The organism is Rhizobium atlanticum (genome assembly GCF_030182485.1).
Classification (GTDB): domain Bacteria; phylum Pseudomonadota; class Alphaproteobacteria; order Rhizobiales; family Rhizobiaceae; genus Rhizobium.
Genome location: NZ_JAQJCJ010000002.1, coordinates 524608 through 543004, shown reverse-complemented (window position 1 = coordinate 543004; position 18397 = coordinate 524608). Strand labels below are relative to the sequence as shown.

The following is an 18397-nucleotide window of genomic DNA, read 5'->3' as shown; positions in this document are numbered from 1 at the left end:
TGGTTGGGGAAGCCATCGCGCCCAGCCGATCTCCCTCCTTGTGGGGGAGATGCCCGGCAGGGCAGAGGGGGTGTCACACGGCACACCCTCTCTTTCCCGAAAGGCTCAAGCCTTAAAACAGCGGCAGCCGATCATCCTGGATCAGAATCTCCAGCTTATCCGACACATCCTGCGTCCACGCCCGATGGCCCGTCAAAGCCGCCGGGAAAAGGCCGGGGAGGGTGAAGAGCGCCGCCGAAATCGCCGGTCCGGTGCGGGGGACATCAGCAATCAGGGCGGCGATCTCAGCGGCGCGGGGATCGCGCAGCTCATAGCGCTCGCCATTTCCATGCTCGCCGATCGCATAACGCATCCATGCCGCGACGGCGATCGCGTAGGTCTCCGCCCGGTCGCCAAGAGCCAGCGCCTCGCATGCCGGCTCCAGCAGCCGTTGCGGCAGTTTCTGCGTGCCGTCCATGGCGATCTGATAGGTGCGATGCGCAATCGCCTTATTTGCAAAGCGCGCTATCAATTCATTCGCGTAGTCATCGAGATTGATGCCGGGGACCGCATCGAGGGTACGCGCCGCCGCATGCATATGGCGATAGGCAAGGGCGGCGAGACCGGCATCGTCCATCACGTCGCGGATGAATTCATAGCCGCCGATATAACCGAGGTAGGCAAGCAGCGAATGGGCGCCGTTCAGCATCCTGAGCTTCATTTTTTCGTAGGCCGAGACTTCCTCGACCATCAGTGCGCCGCGCACTTTTTCCCAAGCCGGCCGACCATTGGCGAAATGATCTTCGATGACCCATTGGGTGAAGGGCTCGGTCTCGATCGCCGCCAAGTCGGTGCGGCCCGTCAGCCGCTCCGCATCGGCATAGGTCGCCTCGGTGCTTGCCGGCGTGATACGGTCGACCATCGTCGAGGGGAAGGGGACATTAGTCTCGATCCAGCGATGGAGATCGGCATCGATGCGCGAGGTGAATTCCAGCACGAGGCGTTTCAGTACCGCGCCGTTGCTCGGCAGGTTGTCGCAGCTGAGCGGCGTGAAGGGCGCGATGCCCTTTTGCCGGCGGCGTGCGAGGCCTTCGACGAGATAACCGATGACGCCGCGCGGCGCATGCCGGTTGGCGAGGTCGGCGACGATGTCGGGATGTTTGAGGTCGAGGCCGCCGGTTGCGGGATCGAAGCCATAGGCTTTTTCCGTGACCGTCATGCTGACGATGCGGATGGCGGGATCCTCGAGCCGTGCCAGCAGTCCGGCCGGATCGCGGGGCGCAACATGCGCCTTCAGGATCGAGCCGATCACTTCGGCCGTCGTGCCCGACGTGTCGCGGATCAGCATCGTATAGAGGCCGTTCTGGGCGGAGAGATTATCCGCGACGTCGGGCGTGCGCAGGCTCGCCACCTCGATGCCCCAGTCGCCGCCTGCGGCCGCAAGCGCAGCATCCGTGAAGGGTGCGAAATGGGCGCGGAAGAAGGCGCCCGGGCCGAGATGTAGGATGCCGGCCTTCAGCGCATTCCTGTCATAGGCGGGAAGCTTCGCCGTCGGCGCAAGGCCGGTCACGTTCTGCAGTCTATCGCTCACAGCTTATAGGCCTTCTTTGCATTGTCATAGGAGAGTTCGCGCGCGACAATCTCGGCTTCCTTCCTGGAAATCCGGTGCTCGGCGGCGAGCCCAGCGAGGAAGCGGCAGACTTCGCGCCGCCAGACGTCATGGCGGGCCGGGATCGACAGCAGCGCGCGCGTGTCGTCGTTGAAACCAGCCATATTGGCGAAACCGGCAGTCTCGACCACCTGGTCGAGATAGCGGCGAATCCCGAGCGGGCTGTCATGGAACCACCAGGGCGGGCCCACCATCAGGCAGGGCCAATGGCCCGCCATCGGCGCCAGCTCCCGCGCATAGGTCGTCTCGTCGAGCGTGAACAGCAAGATGCGCAGGCCCGGCGCATGGCCATATTTGGAAAGCAGCGCATTGAGGCCGCCGACCCAGTCTGTGCGTGTAGGGATATCGGCGCCCATATTGGGGCCGCGGGTGGCAAAGAGCCCGCTGTCGGTATTGCGTCTCGAGCCCGCATGGATCTGCACTACCATGCCGTCCTCGGCCGAAAGACCGGCCATTTCGGTCATCATCTGGCCGCGGAAGAGCTCGGCGTCAACAGCCGAAAGCGGGCCCTTTAACGCCTTGTCGAGCAGCGCCTGCTTTTCGGCAAGCGGCAGATCGGCGGTGAAAGCCGTGGGCACGCCGTGATCGGTCGCCGTTGCGCCGAACTGGCGGAAATAGGCGCGCCGACGCCGATGCGCCTCGATCAGGCCGTCCCAGCGCGTCACATCGGCGCCGGTGATCTCTCCGAATTTGACGAGATTGTCGCGGAAGCCGACGGCATCGGGATCGGTGACGCTGTCCGGCCGGTAAGTGGTCCGGACCTTGCCGATCCAGCCCTCCGCCGCCATTTTCTGGTGATGGACAAGCGGGTCGAGCGCGCCTTCCGTCGTCGCGATCGTTTCGATGCCGAATCGCTGATGCAGCGCCCGCGGGCGGAATTCGGGACGGGCGAGCTGGGCATTGATGTGATCGTAGAGCGCGTCGGCATTATCAGCCGTCAGCGGCTCGGTGCAGCCGAGCACGGCCGACATTGCATGATCGACCCAGAGGCTCGAGGGCGTTCCGCGGAAGAGATGGTAATGTCTGGCAAAGGCCCGCCAGATTGCCCGCCCCTGAGCCACCGGCTTGCCGTCGAGCCTGGGAACACCGAGCTCGTCCAGGGTGACGCCGACGCTGTGCAGCATGCGGAAGAGATAGTGATCGGGAATGACCAGCAACGAAGCCGCGTCTTCAAAGGGCTTGTCGTCGGCGAACCAGGATGGTTCGGTGTGCCCGTGCGGGCTGACGATCGGAAGATTGCGCACCGTCTCGTAGAGGTCGCGCGCGATCGTCCGTGTCGCCGGATCGGCCGGAAAGAGCCGGTCCGGATGAAGAAAGCCGTTGCCTGCATCCATCAGTATTCCTCCCTGATGGATTAGGGCCTATCCCACAACATCAGGCACGGCAAGGTCTTTTAGTAACCAAACGGTTCAGTTTTGCGCATGGCTGCGCCGAGGATCGAAAACATTGACGCGGCGGCCTATTTCCGCTTTGGGAGAGCCATCTGTTCTGCCGGTGTCGGCAAAGGAGGATCGATGTCCGACGAGACCAACCGCATCACCCGGCTGGAGGAAATGCTGGCGCATCAGGCAAAGACGATCGAGGAGCTTTCCGATCAGCTCGCCGAACAATGGAAGAGCGTCGAGCAGATGCGCACCAAGCTCGACCGGCTGACCGAACGGTTCCTGTCGCTCGAGGAACAGTCGCTGGACGCGCCGGCAATTACCCGCCCGCCGCATTATTGACAGCACGCGGCGCAATGCCGCGTGCTTGTCCTGTTAGGGCGACGGATCAGACGCCGCCAATGCAGAGATATTTCATCTCCAGATAATCGTCGGCGCCGTGGCGGGAGCCCTCGCGGCCGAGGCCGGATTGCTTGATGCCGCCGAAAGGCGCTGTCTCGGACGACATCAGGCCGGTATTGATGCCGATCATGCCATATTCCAGCGCCTCCGCCACGCGCCAGACCTTCTTAAGGTCGCCGGCATAGAAATAGGCGGCCAGGCCGAATTCCGTGTCGTTGGCCTGAGCAATGACGTCCTCGGCCGTCTCGAAGCGGAAGAGCGGCGCTACCGGCCCGAAGGTTTCCTCGCGCGCCACCGTCATACCGCGGGTCACGCCGGTCAGCACTGTCGGCGCAAAGAAGGTGCCGGTGCCGTCGAGGCGCTTGCCGCCGGTCAGAACATTGGCGCCCTTGGCAAGCGCGTCGCCGACATGGTCCTCCACCTTGGCGAGCCCCTGCTCGTCGATCAGCGGCCCGATCTCGACACCCGGCTTGAACCCGTCGCCAACCGACATTGCGGCGACTTTGGCGGCGAGCTTGGCGGCAAAGGCGTCATAGACGTTTGATTGGATATAGAGGCGGTTGGCGCAAACGCAGGTCTGCCCTGCATTGCGATATTTGGAGGCGATCGCGCCCTCCACTGCGGCGTCGAGATCAGCATCATCAAAGACGATGAACGGCGCATTGCCGCCGAGCTCCAGGCTCACCTTCTTGATCTGGTCGGCACATTGTCGCATCAGGATACGGCCGACCTCGGTCGAACCGGTGAAGCTGATTTTGCGCACTTTTTCGTTGCCGCAGAGCTCGCGGCCGATCGCCGGGCCATCGAGCCCGACAATGAGATTGAAGACGCCGGCGGGAATGCCGGCCTGTTCGGCGAGCACGGCAAGGGCAATCGCCGTCAGCGGCGTCTGCTCGGCCGGCTTCGACACGACAGTGCAGCCGACGGCAAGCGCCGGCGCGATCTTGCGGGCAATCATCGCCGCCGGGAAATTCCACGGCGTGATCGTGCCGACGACGCCGACCGGCTGCTTGATGACGATCATGCGTTTATCGTTGGAAGGCGCCGGGATCGTCTCCCCGTAAATGCGCTTGGCCTCTTCCGCATACCATTCGATATAGGCGGCGGCGTAAAGGATCTCGCCGCGTGCTTCCGGGAAGGGCTTGCCCATTTCGGCCGTCAGGATCGCCGCGAGTTCGTCGGCATTGGCGACGATCAGGTCGAACCATTTGCGCAGGATGACGCTGCGCTCCTTGGCCGGGCGGGCAGCCCAGGCCGGCTGGGCGGCATGGGCCGCATCGATCGCCGTTCGCGTTTCGGCTGCGCCCATATCGGGCAGGGAGGCGAGCAGCTCGCCGGTTGCCGGGTTGAGCACGTCGAAAGTTCCAGCAGCATTGCCTGATGTCCAGACGCCGTTGATGTAGCCGGCGTCGCGAAGCAAGGGAGAAGAGAAAGGAACGTGCTTTGTCAGTGCGGTGGTGAAAGCCATGTCATATCCTCATTGGGGATTGAGTGCGGTTTCGATGCGGTCACTTGCCCGTGCTTGCTTCCAGCATTGACGTCTCGAGAATGTCGAGCGCCTCGCCAAAGACCTCGTCCTGAATGGTGATCGGCGCGAGGAAGCGGATGACGTTGCCATGGACGCCGCAGGTGAGCAGGATCAGCCCCTTGTCGAGCGCTGTCAGCCGCACCTTGTTGGCGAAGTCAGCACTCGGCAATCCCGTCGTCCGGTCATTGAATTCGACGGCGTTCATGAAGCCAGGTCCGCGAATATCGGCAATCTCCGGCACCTTCTCGCGCAAGGATTCAAGCCGCTGCTTCAGCCGTCCGCCGAGCTGGTTGGCGCGACTGCAGAGGTCTTCGTCCGCGATGACGTCGAGGACGGCATGGGCAGCTGCGATGCCGAGCGGGTTGCCGCCGTATGTGCCGCCGAGCCCGCCCGGTCCCGGCGCGTCCATGACTTCGGCGCGGCCGGTGACGGCAGCAAGTGGGAAGCCGCCGGCAAGGCTTTTCGCCATCGTCGTCAGGTCGGCGGCCACCTCGTGATGTTCCATCGCGAACATTCTGCCGGTGCGGGCAAAACCGGTCTGCACCTCGTCAGCGATCAAGAGGATGCCGTGCTGGTCGCAGAGTTCGCGCAGTGCTTTCATGAAAGCCACGGGCGCCGGATAGAATCCGCCTTCGCCCTGCACCGGCTCGAGGATAATGGCGGCGACGCGCTGCGGATCGACATCGGCGGCGAAGAGTTTCTTCAGCGCTGCGAGCGATTGGTCGACGGAGACGCCGTGAAGTTCTACCGGGAAAGGAACATGGAACACGTCGCCGGACATCGCGCCGAAGCCGACCTTGTAGGGCACGACCTTGCCGGTCAGCGCCATGCCCATGAAGGTGCGGCCATGGAAACCGCCGCTGAAGGCGATGACGGCCGAGCGGCCGGTTGCCGCGCGTGCGATCTTGACGGCATTCTCGACCGCCTCGGCGCCAGTGGTGACGAAGATCGTCTTCTTCTGGAAATTGCCGGGCAACAGCGCGTTCAACCGTTCGGCAAGGCTGACGTAGTTCTCGTAGGGCACGACCTGATGGCAGGTGTGGGTAAAGTGGTCGAGTTGCTCCTTGACGGCTGCGATAACCCTGGGATGGCGGTGACCGGTGTTGAGCACGGCGATGCCGGCGGCGAAATCGATATAGCGGCGGCCCTCCTTGTCCCAGATTTCGGCATTCTCTGCGCGGTCCGCATAGATCTGGGTGGTCATGCCGACACCGCGCGAAATCGCGGCATTCTTCCGGTCGGTAAGGTGTGTCGCGGTCATCGATCTGCTCCCGTTTGACGTTTTTGGATTTATCTTACATAAGTTCTGTAAGATGCTCTGGAAATTCCTACATTTTTTCTGCAAGAAAACAAGCGGCATTTTTTGCTTCAAACATCACGCGATTTGATGAATGCTCGCGCAACGAGAATCGGGGTATTGGCTGATGAGTGACAACGGGCCTGTGCGCTACAAGGTGGCGGAGGCCGCGCGGCTGGCGGGCGTCTCCGCCTCGACGTTGCGCCTCTGGGAAAGCCAGGGTCTGGTCGTTCCCGGCCGCTCCGAAACCGGCCATCGCCAATACAGCGCCGAAGACGTGGCGCGGCTGAAGCGCATCTCCTGGTATCGGGCCGAGCGCGGTCTCAATCCCGCCGCCATTCGCGAGGCGCTGGAGAGCGAGGAACCTTCCGCCGACGGTGCCGAACCCGGCCAGGATTCCGGCCTCGGCCGTAAATTGCGGAGCCTCCGCCACGCCGCGGGCAAAACGCTTGATCAGGTCGCCGGTGATATCGGCATCACCGCTTCGACGCTCTCGACGCTGGAGCGCACCTCGCAAGGCGTCGGATTCAAGACGCTTCACGACCTCGCCGAATATTACGCCACCACCGTCTCCCGCCTCTCCGGCGCGGAAAGCGAGGAGGTGCCGGCAGTGATACGCGCCGGCGAGTGGCGCACCTGGCCGGAAACGACCCCCGGGGTTACGGTGCAGCTGCTTGCCGAAGGCCGAAGGATGATGGATTGCCACCGTTTCGTGCTGGCGCCCGGCGCTGCCAGCGAAGGCGCCTATCGCCACGAAGGCGAGGAATTCATGCATGTCCTGTCCGGCCGGCTGGAACTGGTGCTCGACAGCGACCAGTTCTTCGATCTCGGCCCGGGCGATTCACTGTACTTCGAAAGCCGCCGCTACCATTCCTGGCGCAACCGCCACGATGGCGAAACCGTGCTCCTCTGGATCAACACGCCGCCGACATTCTGAACCAGCCGCAGCAGGAAGCAGTTTCGCAATGTGTGCCTTTGCGCTATAGCGCGAGTGGAGAATATCCGAACGAAAGACAGTCTCATGGCCGCCACCATCCGTTATCACGAAGGCGATATTTCCGCGACCGATGCGGCCCGCTACACCGGCGCGATCGCGATCGATACCGAGACGCTGGGCCTGGTGCCGCGGCGGGATCGTCTCTGCGTCGTCCAGCTTTCTCCGGGCGACGGCACCGCCGACATCATCCGCATTGCCGCCGGCCAGACAGAGGCCCCCAATCTCGTCGCTCTGCTCGAAGATCCCACGCACCAGAAGATATTTCATTACGGCCGCTTCGATATCGCCGTGCTCTTCCATACTTTCGGCGTCACGACGAACCCGGTGTTCTGCACCAAGATCGCCTCGCGCCTCTGCCGCACCTACACCGATCGCCACGGCCTCAAGGACAATCTCAAGGAGATGCTCGATGTCGACGTCTCCAAGGCGCAGCAATCTTCCGATTGGGCGGCCGAGACACTGTCGCCGGCCCAGCTCGAATATGCCGCATCCGACGTGCTTTATCTGCACGCGCTTCGCGACAAGCTGACGGCCCGCCTGATCCGCGACGGCCGCTTCGACCACGCTACGGCCTGCTTCGCATTCCTGCCGACCCGCGCCAAGCTCGACCTTCTCGGCTGGGAAGAGGCCGATATCTTCGCTCACAGCTAAGCGAATTGCCGTCAGTCTCCACTGTCCGCAGCCGCGGATGAACTGGTCCGCGGGCGTTAGCGATTGGTTAATCTCTGTTTCTTAATATTCGATTTAATTTTTAGGCATTCGATGGCGCCGCTTGCGTCATGCGGACAGGAGGATCTGCTCGGGATGCAAGGGACCGGATGAGCGCGGTCCTTTCATAGAGCCTGCTTTCATCGTCACTTTACGAAAGGGCATGCCATGTTGACCCCCGTTCGTGCAGCGTCCAATGCAAGCTTTTCATCTCAGGGCCAGACTGCGGCGATCGTTGCCGGCGGTCTTGAGCGTTCGGTGATTGCCCCCGCGCCCGTCAACGCGGTCGAAGCCGCCGACCTGAATTCCGCCATTGCCGGCAAGCTCAATATCCTGCTCCTTGCGGCACGCGAGCGTATGGTCGAAGCCCTTTTCGATGTCATCGATGCGGCCGGCCGTTCCATTTCCCTCGATCGCCGTGAAGACGAGACCAATCTGGCCTTCGCCTCTCGGCTTGCCGACGCCATTCAGCGGCTGCCGGCCGCCAGAATCGATGAGGTCGAACGCCAGCTGAACGAGCAAGGTCACAACCTGCCGCTCCGGATGATCGCCGAAGCCCTGAAGAACCCGGCGGGGCCTGAGGCGGCGCGTATCATCGCCTATCTGGAAATGGTGCGTTACAAGGATCGCGATCTTGCCGCCCGTGCCGTTGTCCGCTCCTATGGTCAGAACGACGCGTCGCCGATGCGTGCCGAAGCCCGGCCCGAGATCCAGCTGCATGAAGACAGCCTGCCCGCCACGATCCGCCAGCCGGCGGAAAAGCGAACCGAACCAGCCGGCAAATTGTTCGAGACCGCCCTGCTTGCGGCAACCGAGGAAGCGGTGACCGCCGCAACCGTGGAAGCCGCTGATCCTGAAATTTCGCAGCCTGAAAACCGGATTCACTCCGCTTCGGCGACAAAAGCAGAGGTTGCCCCGAAGGTCGAAGCTAGGCAATCGGGGCCGGCGGAGCCAGGTGACGACACGGCCGAGGTGACGCAGCTGCCGGTCATTCAGCCTCGCGCAACGTCGGAAAAAGCCGATCCTGTCATTCCCCGGAACTGGACGGGAATCGTCGCCTCGATGACCGAAGAGGTCTCCGAGATGATCGTCACCATCATCCGCGAGCAGGACTTGGAAAACGTGATGGAGGATGGTGCTGTCGAGGCGGCGGTGGAGGTGGATGCCATTCTCGACGAGGCCATCATCAGCGAAGCGAAGGAGACCTTGACGAGACAGCCGCCAGATCTGGCCGCCGGCGCTCGACAGTCCGCAACGCCCCACCCGTCGCCGATGGAAACCGGGGCCACGGCTGTGGTCCTCCGACAGCCGAAAGAAATTGCCGCACAGCCGCGACCGATGCCGCTTCCCGAGATGGCCGAGGCCTCCTATGTGCCGCTCGCGGCCAGGGTGCCGGAGGGCTTTGCCTATGCCCAGCTGCCCTATCAGTTCGCCAAGGATACGCCGTCGAACGAAAGGGCCGGTGAAACCAGTCACCAGCATCACCATCACCAGGACGGTGCGCCGCAGGACGAGCAGCAGGCGAAATCCGGCGGTGAGGATGCCGAGCCCGATGCTGACGGGGCGGAAGCGGCACCCGAGCGCAGGACGCCGAGGATGATCGATGCCGAGCCGTCGGCGTATCGGCCCGACACGGCAGCCGATCCGGTCTACGCGCTCTATCAGCGCATGGTCGGCTGGGAATAGCGGTTTTCATTACCTGAAAATAGAAAACCCGCCGGATCGCTCCGGCGGGTTCCATATTTCAGACGTGACTGCGGGGCTTATTCGCCGCCGCGGTTCTTCAGGGCTGCGCCCAGGATGTCGCCGAGCGAAGCGCCCGAGTCGGACGAACCGAACTGAGCGACGGCTTCCTTCTCTTCCGCAATCTCCAGAGCCTTGATGGACAGCATGATCTTGCGGTCCTTCTTGGAGAAGTTGGTGACGCGGGCGTCGACGATCTGGCCGACCGAGAAGCGCTCAGGGCGCTGCTCGTCGCGGTCGCGGGCGAGATCGGCGCGACGGATGAAGGAAGTGATATCCTCGTGACTGACGAGCTTCACTTCGATGCCGCCGTCGTTGATGGCGATGACTTCGCAGGAAACAACGGCGTTCTTGCGTAGGTCGCCCGAAGCTGCTGCTTCACCAACCGAGTCCTTGCCGAGCTGCTTGATGCCGAGCGAGATGCGTTCCTTCTCGACATCGACGTCGAGAACGACAGCCTTGACGACGTCACCCTTGTTGTACTCCTCGATGACCTGCTCGCCCGGACGATTCCAGTCGAGGTCGGAGAGGTGCACCATGCCGTCGACATCGCCGTCGAGGCCGATGAACAGGCCGAATTCGGTCTTGTTCTTGACTTCGCCTTCGACTTCAGTGCCGGCCGGATGGCTGCGGGCGAATGCTGCCCACGGGTTTTCCAGCGTCTGCTTGAGGCCGAGCGAAATACGGCGCTTGGACGGATCGACTTCGAGAACGACGACTTCGACTTCCTGGCTCGTGGACAGGATCTTGCCGGGGTGAACGTTCTTCTTGGTCCAGGACATTTCCGAGATGTGGATCAGGCCTTCGATGCCCGGCTCCAGCTCGACGAACGCACCGTAATCGGTAATGTTCGTGACGGTACCGGAAATCTTCTTGCCTTCCGGATATTTCGCCTGGATGCCATCCCACGGATCGCTCTCGAGCTGCTTCATGCCGAGCGAGATGCGGTGGGTTTCCTGGTTGATACGGATGATCTGAACCTTGACCTGCTGGCCGATGTTCAGGATTTCCGACGGATGGTTCACACGGCGCCATGCCATGTCGGTGACGTGCAGCAGGCCGTCGATGCCGCCGAGGTCGACGAACGCACCGTAATCGGTGATGTTCTTGACGACGCCGTCAACAACCTGACCTTCTTCGAGGTTCTGAACGATTTCAGAACGCTGCTCGGCACGGGACTCTTCGAGAACCGTACGGCGCGAAACCACGATGTTGCCGCGGCGCTTGTCCATCTTGAGGATTTCGAAGGGCTGCGGGTTGTGCATCAGCGGCGTGACGTCGCGGATCGGGCGGATGTCGACCTGCGAACGCGGCAGGAAGGCGATCGCGCCGTCGAGGTCGACGGTGAAGCCGCCCTTGACCTGGTTGAAGATCACGCCTTCGACGCGCTCGCCGGCTTCGAACTTGGCTTCGAGCTTGATCCAGCTTTCTTCGCGGCGAGCCTTCTCGCGCGACAGAACGGCTTCACCAAGCGCGTTTTCGATGCGCTCGACATAGACTTCGACTTCGTCGCCGACCTTCAGCGAACCGTCCTTGGCGCGTGCGCCGAATTCCTTGAGCGCGATGCGGCCTTCGACCTTGAGGCCGACGTCGACAACGGCGACATCCTTTTCGATGCCCGTGACGATACCCTTGGTGACATAGCCTTCAGCCAGATCGTTCTTGGCAAAGGACTCTTCGAGAAGGGCCGCGAAATCCTCGCGAGAGGGAGTTGCTACTGACATAAAATCTCCTGCGTGGCCTTCGATAGCTTCAAGGCCCACGTATGCGCCGGTTGGTTCGAGTTGAATGGGCCTGAACCCAGTCCGCCCTCTTTCACGAAGGCAATCCGGCGCTTGGACGGAATTTCAGGCTGCATTAAAGCGATCCATGCGTCTGAGCATGCAAAATCGCTTGAATTTAGGCATTTCGGCTCAAGACCGCATCGATGATCGATTGAGCGGCTTGGAACGCGGCCTCTATACTCATTTCCGACGTATCAAGCAAGTGCGCATCATCGGCTGGTTTCAAAGGGCTGTCGGCCCGTCCCATGTCGCGTTCGTCGCGCCGCTTGACGTCATCGAAAATCGCATCGAAATCCGCCGTCGCCCCCTTGCCGAGGATCTCATCGTAACGCCGTCTGGCGCGCACCTCCGGCGACGCCGTCACATAGAGCTTGACCGGCGCATCCGGGCATACGACCGTGCCGATATCGCGTCCGTCGAGCACCGTGCCCGGCGTCTTTGCCGCAAACCGACGCTGCGCCTCGACCAGGGCCCGGCGCACCGCCGGCATGACAGCGATTTTCGAGGCGGCTTCGCCGATCTCGTGTCGGGAAAGTATATCGCGATCCAGCCCGGCAAGTTCAACCTCCCGCGCGATCTTTTCCGCCACCGCCTCGTCGTCGAGCGGCAGGCCGGCATCGAGCAGCGCCTTGGCGGTCGCGCGGTAAGTCAGGCCCGTGTCGAGATGGTGAAAGCCGTATCGTGCAGCGATAAGACGCGAAAGCGTCCCCTTGCCGGCCGCCGCCGGACCGTCAATGGCGATGGTGAAACTCTTTGTAGCCATGGGGATCAATCCTGCAATGATGCGCCGCGAGGCGCCGAAGGGGTCATCCTGCGCGGATGCGGCTGGAACAGCTGGAAGCTGGCGGCGGGCTGCGGCGCAGAGCCATGCATCGCGTAATCCTCTGTAACTGCAGCGCATTTCTTCTGAAGCGTCGGCCTGGCCGGCTGCTGCCTTCGTCCGCTTCTTCTACCGCCGCGGCTCGTTACCACAAACGCCGTCAGCGGTCATCCGCCAGCCGGCGAAAACGGCCGCACGGAGATGATAAAGTTTGGCTTTGACATGGGAAGCCACAGCGATTAAGGGGACCGGCTTATAAATTCCGATGGAACGCCGGCTTGCACGGCATTTTGCCGAATCGCGGATTCGGCCATTCTCACGAGGCTTATAGTGGCGAAAGCGGAACTTGGAACCAAGCGCACCGATCCGGAAACCGGCAAGAAGTTTTATGATCTGAACCGGGATCCGATCGTTTCCCCTTATACCGGCAAGTCCTATCCCCTGTCCTTCTTCGAGGAAACCTCGGCGATCGCTGATGTTGCCGAAGAAGACGAGGTCGCGGAAGTCGATACCGAAAACACCGAAGTCGAACTGGTTTCGCTCGAGGATGCCGATGACGCCGCCGGCGGCGACGACATCCCTGATATCGGCGATGACGATGTCGAAATCGAAGGCGACGACGATGACGACACCTTCCTCACGCCTGACGAAGACGACGATGACGACGACATGAGCGACATCATCGGCGTGACCGGCGACGAAGACGAAGTCTGATCGAACAAATGCCGGCCCGGATGACAAAAAATTTCCGGGTCGGATTTTTTAGGCTTGCCATCTGCGAAAACCGCAAGTAAGAAGCCGCCACTCCAGAGGAAACGCCCTCCGGAGCATCCCAGGACCGGCCACGCCGGACCGCCTTGATGGGGCTATAGCTCAGCTGGGAGAGCGCTTGCATGGCATGCAAGAGGTCAGCGGTTCGATCCCGCTTAGCTCCACCACGCTTCGCCCTTACGGGCTTCGCGTGGCGCAGCCGCGAGGAACCGTTAGGCCGAAGCAGTGCCCGGCATAGCCCGAAGGGCGACGACGGGCTGAAACGCTGATGTGGTATGTCTATATTCTCCGAAGCGCCGATTTTCCCGATCAGGAATACACCGGGTGTACCACAGATCTGAAGCAGCGCCTTTTGGCTCATAATTCCGGCAAATCCGCCCATACCGCGAAGTTCGCACCATGGAAGTTGCTCTGGTATTGCGCCTTTCCTGACAAGCACAAAGCTCTTGAATTCGAAAAATACTTGAAATCGCATTCCGGCAGGGCTTTTGCCGGCAAGAGATTAGTCCAGCCGAACGTGAATTCAAACTGATTCGCCAACCGGAAGATTGACTCCCAATATGCGCCGGCGCGTGGGAAAACCGAAAGCCGGGCCACGCGATATGCATGGCGCATTCGCAAAGAAAAGACTTTAACCCAGCCCGCCAACTCCGGCAGACCGCCCCCACAGCCTGCCGGCGTCTTTCGTCTCAAGCCTCCACGATCGCTGCCGTCAACCGCTTCACCACCGGCAGCACCAGGAGCAGCACGGGAAAGGCGATTGCCCAAGAGAGAGCCCAGGCGGATGGCCACATGGCAAGTGCAGCCATGGTGAGGCCTTGTGCTCTGACGATGCTGATCGCCGAGACGACGGATGTCATCAGCAGCGAGAGGATGAGCGGCATGACGATCGAGTTGTAACGCTTGGGGAGTTTGCCTTTGGGCATTTTAATCTCCGTAAGATGCCGATCGAACAATCGCGCAGCGCCGACCGGCGGGTTGCGCGTTGATTGACGTAAACGCTTACGGAGCTTCGGTCTGAAGCGACGCCGTTTTATCGCCGAAAAAATGCGGCCGTGCAAGCGCCCGGCCAATCCTTTGCCAATTCCTCAAGAAGAGGACTTATCCTTCGTGCAAGAATCTCAGTGATTCGGCTTCAGGACCTTCGACCAATGACCAGAGCAAGACGCCGCCGTATCATTCGTACACGACGAACTCTGACCGGGCTCGCCCTCGTCGGTTCAATTTCGTTTCTGGCCGGCATGACCGATGCGACCGGGCTGCTGCTGACCGGCGATTTCGTCTCCTTCATGACGGGGAATACGACGCGCGCCGCACTCGCCTTGAGCCAGGGCAATCTTTATCATGCGGCGGTGCTGATCTCCGCCATTCTCGTTTTCGTGCTCGGCAATGCGGCCGGCATCGTCATCGCCCATGTCTCCGAGCGGCGCATCTTCGTCGTGCTCGGCTGCGTCGGCGCTCTTCTGGCGCTTGCTTCGATGACGACGGCTGAGGGCCTGATGCTCGCGCGGTTCTACATGATCGTTTTATCCATGGGCATGGTGAACGCCGCCGTCGAACATATCGAAGGCCTGCCGATCGGCCTGACTTATGTGACAGGCGCGCTGTCGCGTTTCGGCCGCGGCATCGGCCGCTGGATCATCGGCGATCGCCGTATCGAATGGACGATCCAGATCGTGCCCTGGGGCGGCATGGTGCTCGGCGCCATCGCCGGTGCGGTCATGACGCGGCTGAGCGGCGCCCATGCCTTGTGGCTGGTCTCCATCTTTGCCATGGCGCTGGCGCTTGCCACAATGTTCATTCCCCGGCCGCTTCAGCGGCGCTTCAACCAGAAGCTCGCGCCGCACCACACGGGCGCCCTGCGCTAGAGATAGGACCCGTCGCATTCCTGCTACCGTCGAATCGGATAGGAAGGACCGCCGCCGATCTTCAAGGGAGTAGGTCTTGTTCGTTATTTCGAAGCTTGTCTGGATTCTTGCCCAGCCTCTGTCGCTTGCATTCATTCTTGTCTTCTTCGCCTTTGCCGCCAGCCTCCTGCGCTGGCGCAGCTTGAGCATTCTCAGCGCGATGGCTTCAGTCGTCATCCTCTTCGTCACGCTCTACACCACGGCCGGAAACCTTCTGATGCAGGATCTCGAGCAGCGGTTTCCAAAACCTGCAGCCGACCCTGATAGCCTGCAATGCATGATCGTGCTCGGCGGCGCCTTCGAAAACGAGGTGAATACGGCGCGTCACGGCATTGAATTCAACACTGCGGCCGACCGCTTCGTCGAAGCCCTGCGGCTCGCGCAGAAATTTCCGCAGTCGCGCATCCTGATCTCGGGCGGCGACGGCTCACTCTCAGGCATCTACGAAGGCGATGCGGCGGCATCCGAGCGCTTCTTCCCGCTCTTCGGCATCGCTAGGGATCGCCTGATCGAGGAGCGGCAATCGCGTACAACCTTCGAAAATGCCATCAATACCAAGGAATTCCTGACGAGCCAGGGGCTTTCCAATTGCCTGCTGATCACCTCGGGCTTCCATATGCCGCGTTCCGTCGGCATCTTCCGCAAGCTCGGCATCGACATCGTGCCCTGGCCGACCGACTATCGGACCGACGGGCAGGTTCGTCTGAGCCTGGATTTCACCCAGCCCAACCTTAATGCCCAGAATATGGCAACGGCGATCCGCGAATGGTACGGCCTGGTCGGCTACTATCTCGCCGGCCGGACGTCGGAGCTTTATCCGCGCTAAGCTTATTTCTTCGAGATGGTGACGAATTTCGTGCCGCGCACACGCGCGGTCACGATGCAGGGATCGCCTTCGGTGCGGTCGCAGAAACGCGGATGCATCTTCATCGCCAGCACCATGTTGCCGAAGCGTTGGACGAAGTCGTAGCTGTAGATCTGCGCCGTCGCGATCATGAAATAACCGCCTTCTGCGACCTGCAGATAGAAGTTATAGGTGCAGCCGTCGTCGTTGCATTGCGGCCCCTTCTGCCCGTCGCAGGTCAGCTGGCCTTCATTGACCACGGCGTCGATCAGCCCGTCATTGTTGATGTCCTGCCGGGTGATGAAGCCGTCAGCGAATTCGGCCGCCTTGCACTGTTCCTGGAAATGCTTCTTCTCGTAGATCTCGGGATCGGAGATCAGCGATTGCTGGGCAAGCGCGGCAACCGGCATGGCAAGCAACAGGACGATGTTGAGAACGGCGAGCACCAGCGTTTTCACAAGCTTTCCTCTTTTGGACAAAGGCTCCGTAGTCCATGCATGCCGCCCAAAACTGTGCAGCAGTTTCTGGATAGTGACATGCATCGAATAAAGACCGATGCTTTATGGCCGCGCCGCCTTGCGCCGCCCTTGCCGCCATGGTTCTTTCCGGAAACTGTTCGCCGGTCCCGGGGTCCGCATGTCCTTGCTTGTCTATCTCGATTATGCCGGTATTGCGCTGTTTGCCGCGACAGGCGCGCTCGCCGCTTCACGCAAGCAGCTCGATCTGATCGGCTTTCTGTTTTTCGCCATGGTGACGGGAACCGGCGGCGGCACGGTGCGCGACATCGTGCTCGGCCGCGTGCCGGTCTTCTGGGTATTGAACCCCGCCTATATCCTCGTCTGCTGCATCATGGGCGTGATTGTCTTCTTCACCGCCCACCTGCTGGAATCGCGTTATCGCCTGCTGATCTGGCTGGATGCGATCGGTCTTGCCGCCTATTGCGTGCTCGGCGCGGCCAAGGGCCTTGCCGCCACCGGCTCGCCGACCATCGCGATCGTCACCGGTACATTGACGGCAACCTTCGGCGGCATCCTGCGCGATCTGATGGCAAACGAGCCTTCGGTGCTGTTGCGGCCGGAAATCTATGTGACGGCGGCGCTGATCGGCGCCGGCGTGTTTACGCTCGCCAACGCGCTGGGGATGCCGCTCTATCTGGCCTCGGGCTGCGGTGTCGTGGCGGCCTTTGCTGTTCGCGGCGGCGCTCTTTGGTTCGGTTGGACCTTCCCGATCTACAAACATAAGCCCGGTCGGCATCCAGACGATGTGATGTGAATCTTTTAGGTGCCGTCAGCCTTGCTTGGCCCGCAGGCGGATCACCACGTCGACATGAGCGATCTCCATGCCTTCGGGCGGCTCCGGCAGATTGCCGATCGTCAGGTTGCTGACGGGAATGTCGAGCACCTCATTATGGCCTTCGATGAAGAAATGATGGTGGTCGGAAACATTGGTGTCGAAATAGGTCTTGGCGCTCTCGACGGCGAGAACGCGGATGAGACCGGCTTCGGTGAACTGGTGCAGCGTATTGTAGACGGTCGCCAGCGAAACCGGCACGCCAGCGGCAACCGCCTCCTCATGCAGTTCCTCGACGGTCAAATGCCGGTCGCCCTTGGCAAACAGGAGGTCGCCGAGCGCGACGCGCTGGCGTGTAGGGCGCAGGCCCGCGCCGCGCAGCCTTACCTCTATTGCGATCGGGAGTGTACCCGTCATCAACACGAACTCCGATTATTCCTGCATAAAGCAATCATGTTTCTTCAAGCGGTATAACTTTTGCATCGGAGCCTTTCAATAGTTCAGTGGGGACAGGAGCCTGATAAACGCGGCAAAAACGGGCTTTTGATGCAAATAGGTCTGGTCGCAGCTCTGGCCTTCCTGTATGCGACCACCAAATAATGGCGTAAGCCTGGTCCAAACCGATGAATGAAGCTGCCTTGCTTGTGCTTCATTTTCTGAAGAACTTGGACTACACGTTCACATCCATCGGCTTCACGCGGGGGGAAAAAGAAATTTTATGAACACCAGACAGTCCAGCTTCTCGTATGAAGAACTCATCGCTTGCGCCCATGGCGAGCTGTTCGGACCCGGTAATGCGCAGCTGCCGCTGCCGCCCATGCTGATGGTTCACCGCATCACGGACATCTCCGAAACAGGCGGCGCCTTCGACAAGGGTTATCTCAGGGCCGAATACGACGTACGCCCCGACGACTGGTATTTTCCCTGCCATTTCGAAGGCAATCCGATTATGCCGGGCTGCCTCGGCCTCGACGGCATGTGGCAGCTGACCGGTTTCTTTCTGGGCTGGCTCGGCGAGGAAGGTCGCGGCATGGCGCTTTCAACCGGCGAAGTGAAATTCAAGGGCATGGTCCGGCCGCATACCAAGCTGATCGAATACGGCATCGACTTCAAGCGCGTCATGCGCGGTCGCCTCGTGCTCGGCACGGCCGACGGCTGGCTGAAGGCGGATGGCGAGACCATATACCAGGCGTCCGACCTTCGCGTCGGTCTATCGAAAGACAAGACCGCCTGACGGCATTTCGAGCGGCTGACGAAAACAACAAAGGTTTGATCA

General features: G+C 61.3%; 19 protein-coding genes and 1 tRNA gene. 11 read left to right on the top strand and 9 right to left on the bottom strand.

What is annotated here, in order from left to right:
- Positions 1-112: 112 nt before the first annotated feature.
- On the bottom strand, positions 113-1570 hold the full coding sequence (locus tag PH551_RS05130; protein ID WP_285192099.1) for a mannitol dehydrogenase family protein: 1458 nt from the start codon (positions 1568-1570) through the stop codon (positions 113-115).
- The gene (uxaC, locus tag PH551_RS05125; protein ID WP_285192098.1) at positions 1567-2982 is read right to left on the bottom strand and encodes a glucuronate isomerase; all 1416 of its coding nucleotides are present in this window, start codon (positions 2980-2982) and stop codon (positions 1567-1569) included. Before uxaC ends, PH551_RS05130 begins: the two co-directional genes overlap by 4 nt.
- Positions 2983-3162: 180 nt before the next feature.
- Here uxaC and PH551_RS05120 point away from each other — a divergent pair, with 180 nt between their 5' ends.
- Positions 3163-3372 carry a SlyX family protein gene (locus PH551_RS05120; RefSeq protein WP_285192097.1) on the top strand — a complete coding sequence of 70 codons (210 nt, stop codon included), beginning with the start codon at positions 3163-3165 and terminating at the stop codon, positions 3370-3372.
- Positions 3373-3418: 46 nt separating this feature from the next.
- Here PH551_RS05120 and PH551_RS05115 read toward each other — a convergent pair whose 3' ends face one another.
- Both PH551_RS05115 and PH551_RS05110 read right to left on the bottom strand, forming a co-directional pair.
- Positions 3419-4900, bottom strand: coding sequence for an NAD-dependent succinate-semialdehyde dehydrogenase (locus tag PH551_RS05115; RefSeq protein ID WP_184459816.1), 1482 nt, complete (start codon positions 4898-4900; stop codon positions 3419-3421).
- A 40-nt stretch (positions 4901-4940) separates the two neighbouring features.
- Positions 4941-6221, bottom strand: coding sequence for a 4-aminobutyrate--2-oxoglutarate transaminase (locus PH551_RS05110; RefSeq protein WP_285192096.1), 1281 nt, complete (start codon positions 6219-6221; stop codon positions 4941-4943).
- Between the two features lie 163 nt (positions 6222-6384).
- On the opposite strand from PH551_RS05110, the gene PH551_RS05105 reads away from it, so the two are divergent.
- The 3 genes from PH551_RS05105 to PH551_RS05095 all read left to right on the top strand — a co-directional run bounded on the left by PH551_RS05105 (position 6385) and on the right by PH551_RS05095 (position 9648).
- Positions 6385-7194: a MerR family transcriptional regulator gene (locus PH551_RS05105; RefSeq protein WP_285192095.1), complete on the top strand. Its 810-nt coding sequence runs from the start codon at positions 6385-6387 to the stop codon at positions 7192-7194.
- Positions 7195-7278: 84 nt separating this feature from the next.
- Positions 7279-7905: a ribonuclease D gene (locus tag PH551_RS05100; RefSeq protein ID WP_285192094.1), complete on the top strand. Its 627-nt coding sequence runs from the start codon at positions 7279-7281 to the stop codon at positions 7903-7905.
- A 225-nt stretch (positions 7906-8130) separates the two neighbouring features.
- A complete protein-coding gene (locus PH551_RS05095; protein WP_285192093.1) occupies positions 8131-9648 on the top strand; it encodes a hypothetical protein in 1518 nt (505 codons plus the stop codon).
- Between the two features lie 77 nt (positions 9649-9725).
- On the opposite strand, the gene rpsA is transcribed toward PH551_RS05095, so the two are convergent.
- Positions 9726-11429, bottom strand: coding sequence for a 30S ribosomal protein S1 (gene rpsA / locus PH551_RS05090; RefSeq protein WP_285192092.1), 1704 nt, complete (start codon positions 11427-11429; stop codon positions 9726-9728).
- Positions 11430-11604: 175 nt separating this feature from the next.
- On the bottom strand, positions 11605-12252 hold the full coding sequence (cmk, locus tag PH551_RS05085) for a (d)CMP kinase (protein ID WP_285192091.1): 648 nt from the start codon (positions 12250-12252) through the stop codon (positions 11605-11607).
- A gap of 387 nt (positions 12253-12639) precedes the next feature.
- Between cmk and PH551_RS05080 the strand changes: the two genes are divergently transcribed.
- From PH551_RS05080 to PH551_RS05070, 3 genes are all read left to right on the top strand, one after another.
- Positions 12640-13023, top strand: a complete 384-nt coding sequence (locus PH551_RS05080; protein WP_085776500.1) for a TIGR02300 family protein — start codon at positions 12640-12642, stop codon at positions 13021-13023.
- A 148-nt stretch (positions 13024-13171) separates the two neighbouring features.
- Positions 13172-13247 (top strand) — tRNA-Ala (locus PH551_RS05075).
- 101 nt (positions 13248-13348) lie between these two features.
- A complete protein-coding gene (locus tag PH551_RS05070) occupies positions 13349-13612 on the top strand; it encodes a GIY-YIG nuclease family protein (RefSeq protein ID WP_285192090.1) in 264 nt (87 codons plus the stop codon).
- 157 nt (positions 13613-13769) lie between these two features.
- On the opposite strand, the gene PH551_RS05065 is transcribed toward PH551_RS05070, so the two are convergent.
- Entirely contained in the window at positions 13770-14006 is a 237-nt protein-coding gene (locus PH551_RS05065; RefSeq protein WP_285192089.1) for a DUF2798 domain-containing protein, read from the bottom strand.
- A gap of 225 nt (positions 14007-14231) precedes the next feature.
- Between PH551_RS05065 and PH551_RS05060 the strand changes: the two genes are divergently transcribed.
- Both PH551_RS05060 and PH551_RS05055 read left to right on the top strand, forming a co-directional pair.
- The gene (locus tag PH551_RS05060) at positions 14232-14948 is read left to right on the top strand and encodes a YoaK family protein (RefSeq protein WP_285192088.1); all 717 of its coding nucleotides are present in this window, start codon (positions 14232-14234) and stop codon (positions 14946-14948) included.
- 76 nt (positions 14949-15024) lie between these two features.
- Positions 15025-15813: a YdcF family protein gene (locus PH551_RS05055; RefSeq protein ID WP_285192087.1), complete on the top strand. Its 789-nt coding sequence runs from the start codon at positions 15025-15027 to the stop codon at positions 15811-15813.
- 2 nt (positions 15814-15815) lie between these two features.
- On the opposite strand, the gene PH551_RS05050 is transcribed toward PH551_RS05055, so the two are convergent.
- On the bottom strand, positions 15816-16289 hold the full coding sequence (locus PH551_RS05050; protein WP_285192086.1) for a hypothetical protein: 474 nt from the start codon (positions 16287-16289) through the stop codon (positions 15816-15818).
- 178 nt (positions 16290-16467) lie between these two features.
- On the opposite strand from PH551_RS05050, the gene PH551_RS05045 reads away from it, so the two are divergent.
- On the top strand, positions 16468-17103 hold the full coding sequence (locus PH551_RS05045) for a trimeric intracellular cation channel family protein (protein WP_064805816.1): 636 nt from the start codon (positions 16468-16470) through the stop codon (positions 17101-17103).
- A 15-nt stretch (positions 17104-17118) separates the two neighbouring features.
- On the opposite strand, the gene irrA is transcribed toward PH551_RS05045, so the two are convergent.
- Entirely contained in the window at positions 17119-17538 is a 420-nt protein-coding gene (gene irrA, locus PH551_RS05040) for an iron response transcriptional regulator IrrA (protein ID WP_085776506.1), read from the bottom strand.
- A gap of 301 nt (positions 17539-17839) precedes the next feature.
- Here irrA and fabA point away from each other — a divergent pair, with 301 nt between their 5' ends.
- The gene (gene fabA, locus PH551_RS05035; protein WP_285192085.1) at positions 17840-18355 is read left to right on the top strand and encodes a 3-hydroxyacyl-[acyl-carrier-protein] dehydratase FabA; all 516 of its coding nucleotides are present in this window, start codon (positions 17840-17842) and stop codon (positions 18353-18355) included.
- Positions 18356-18397: the final 42 nt, after the last annotated feature.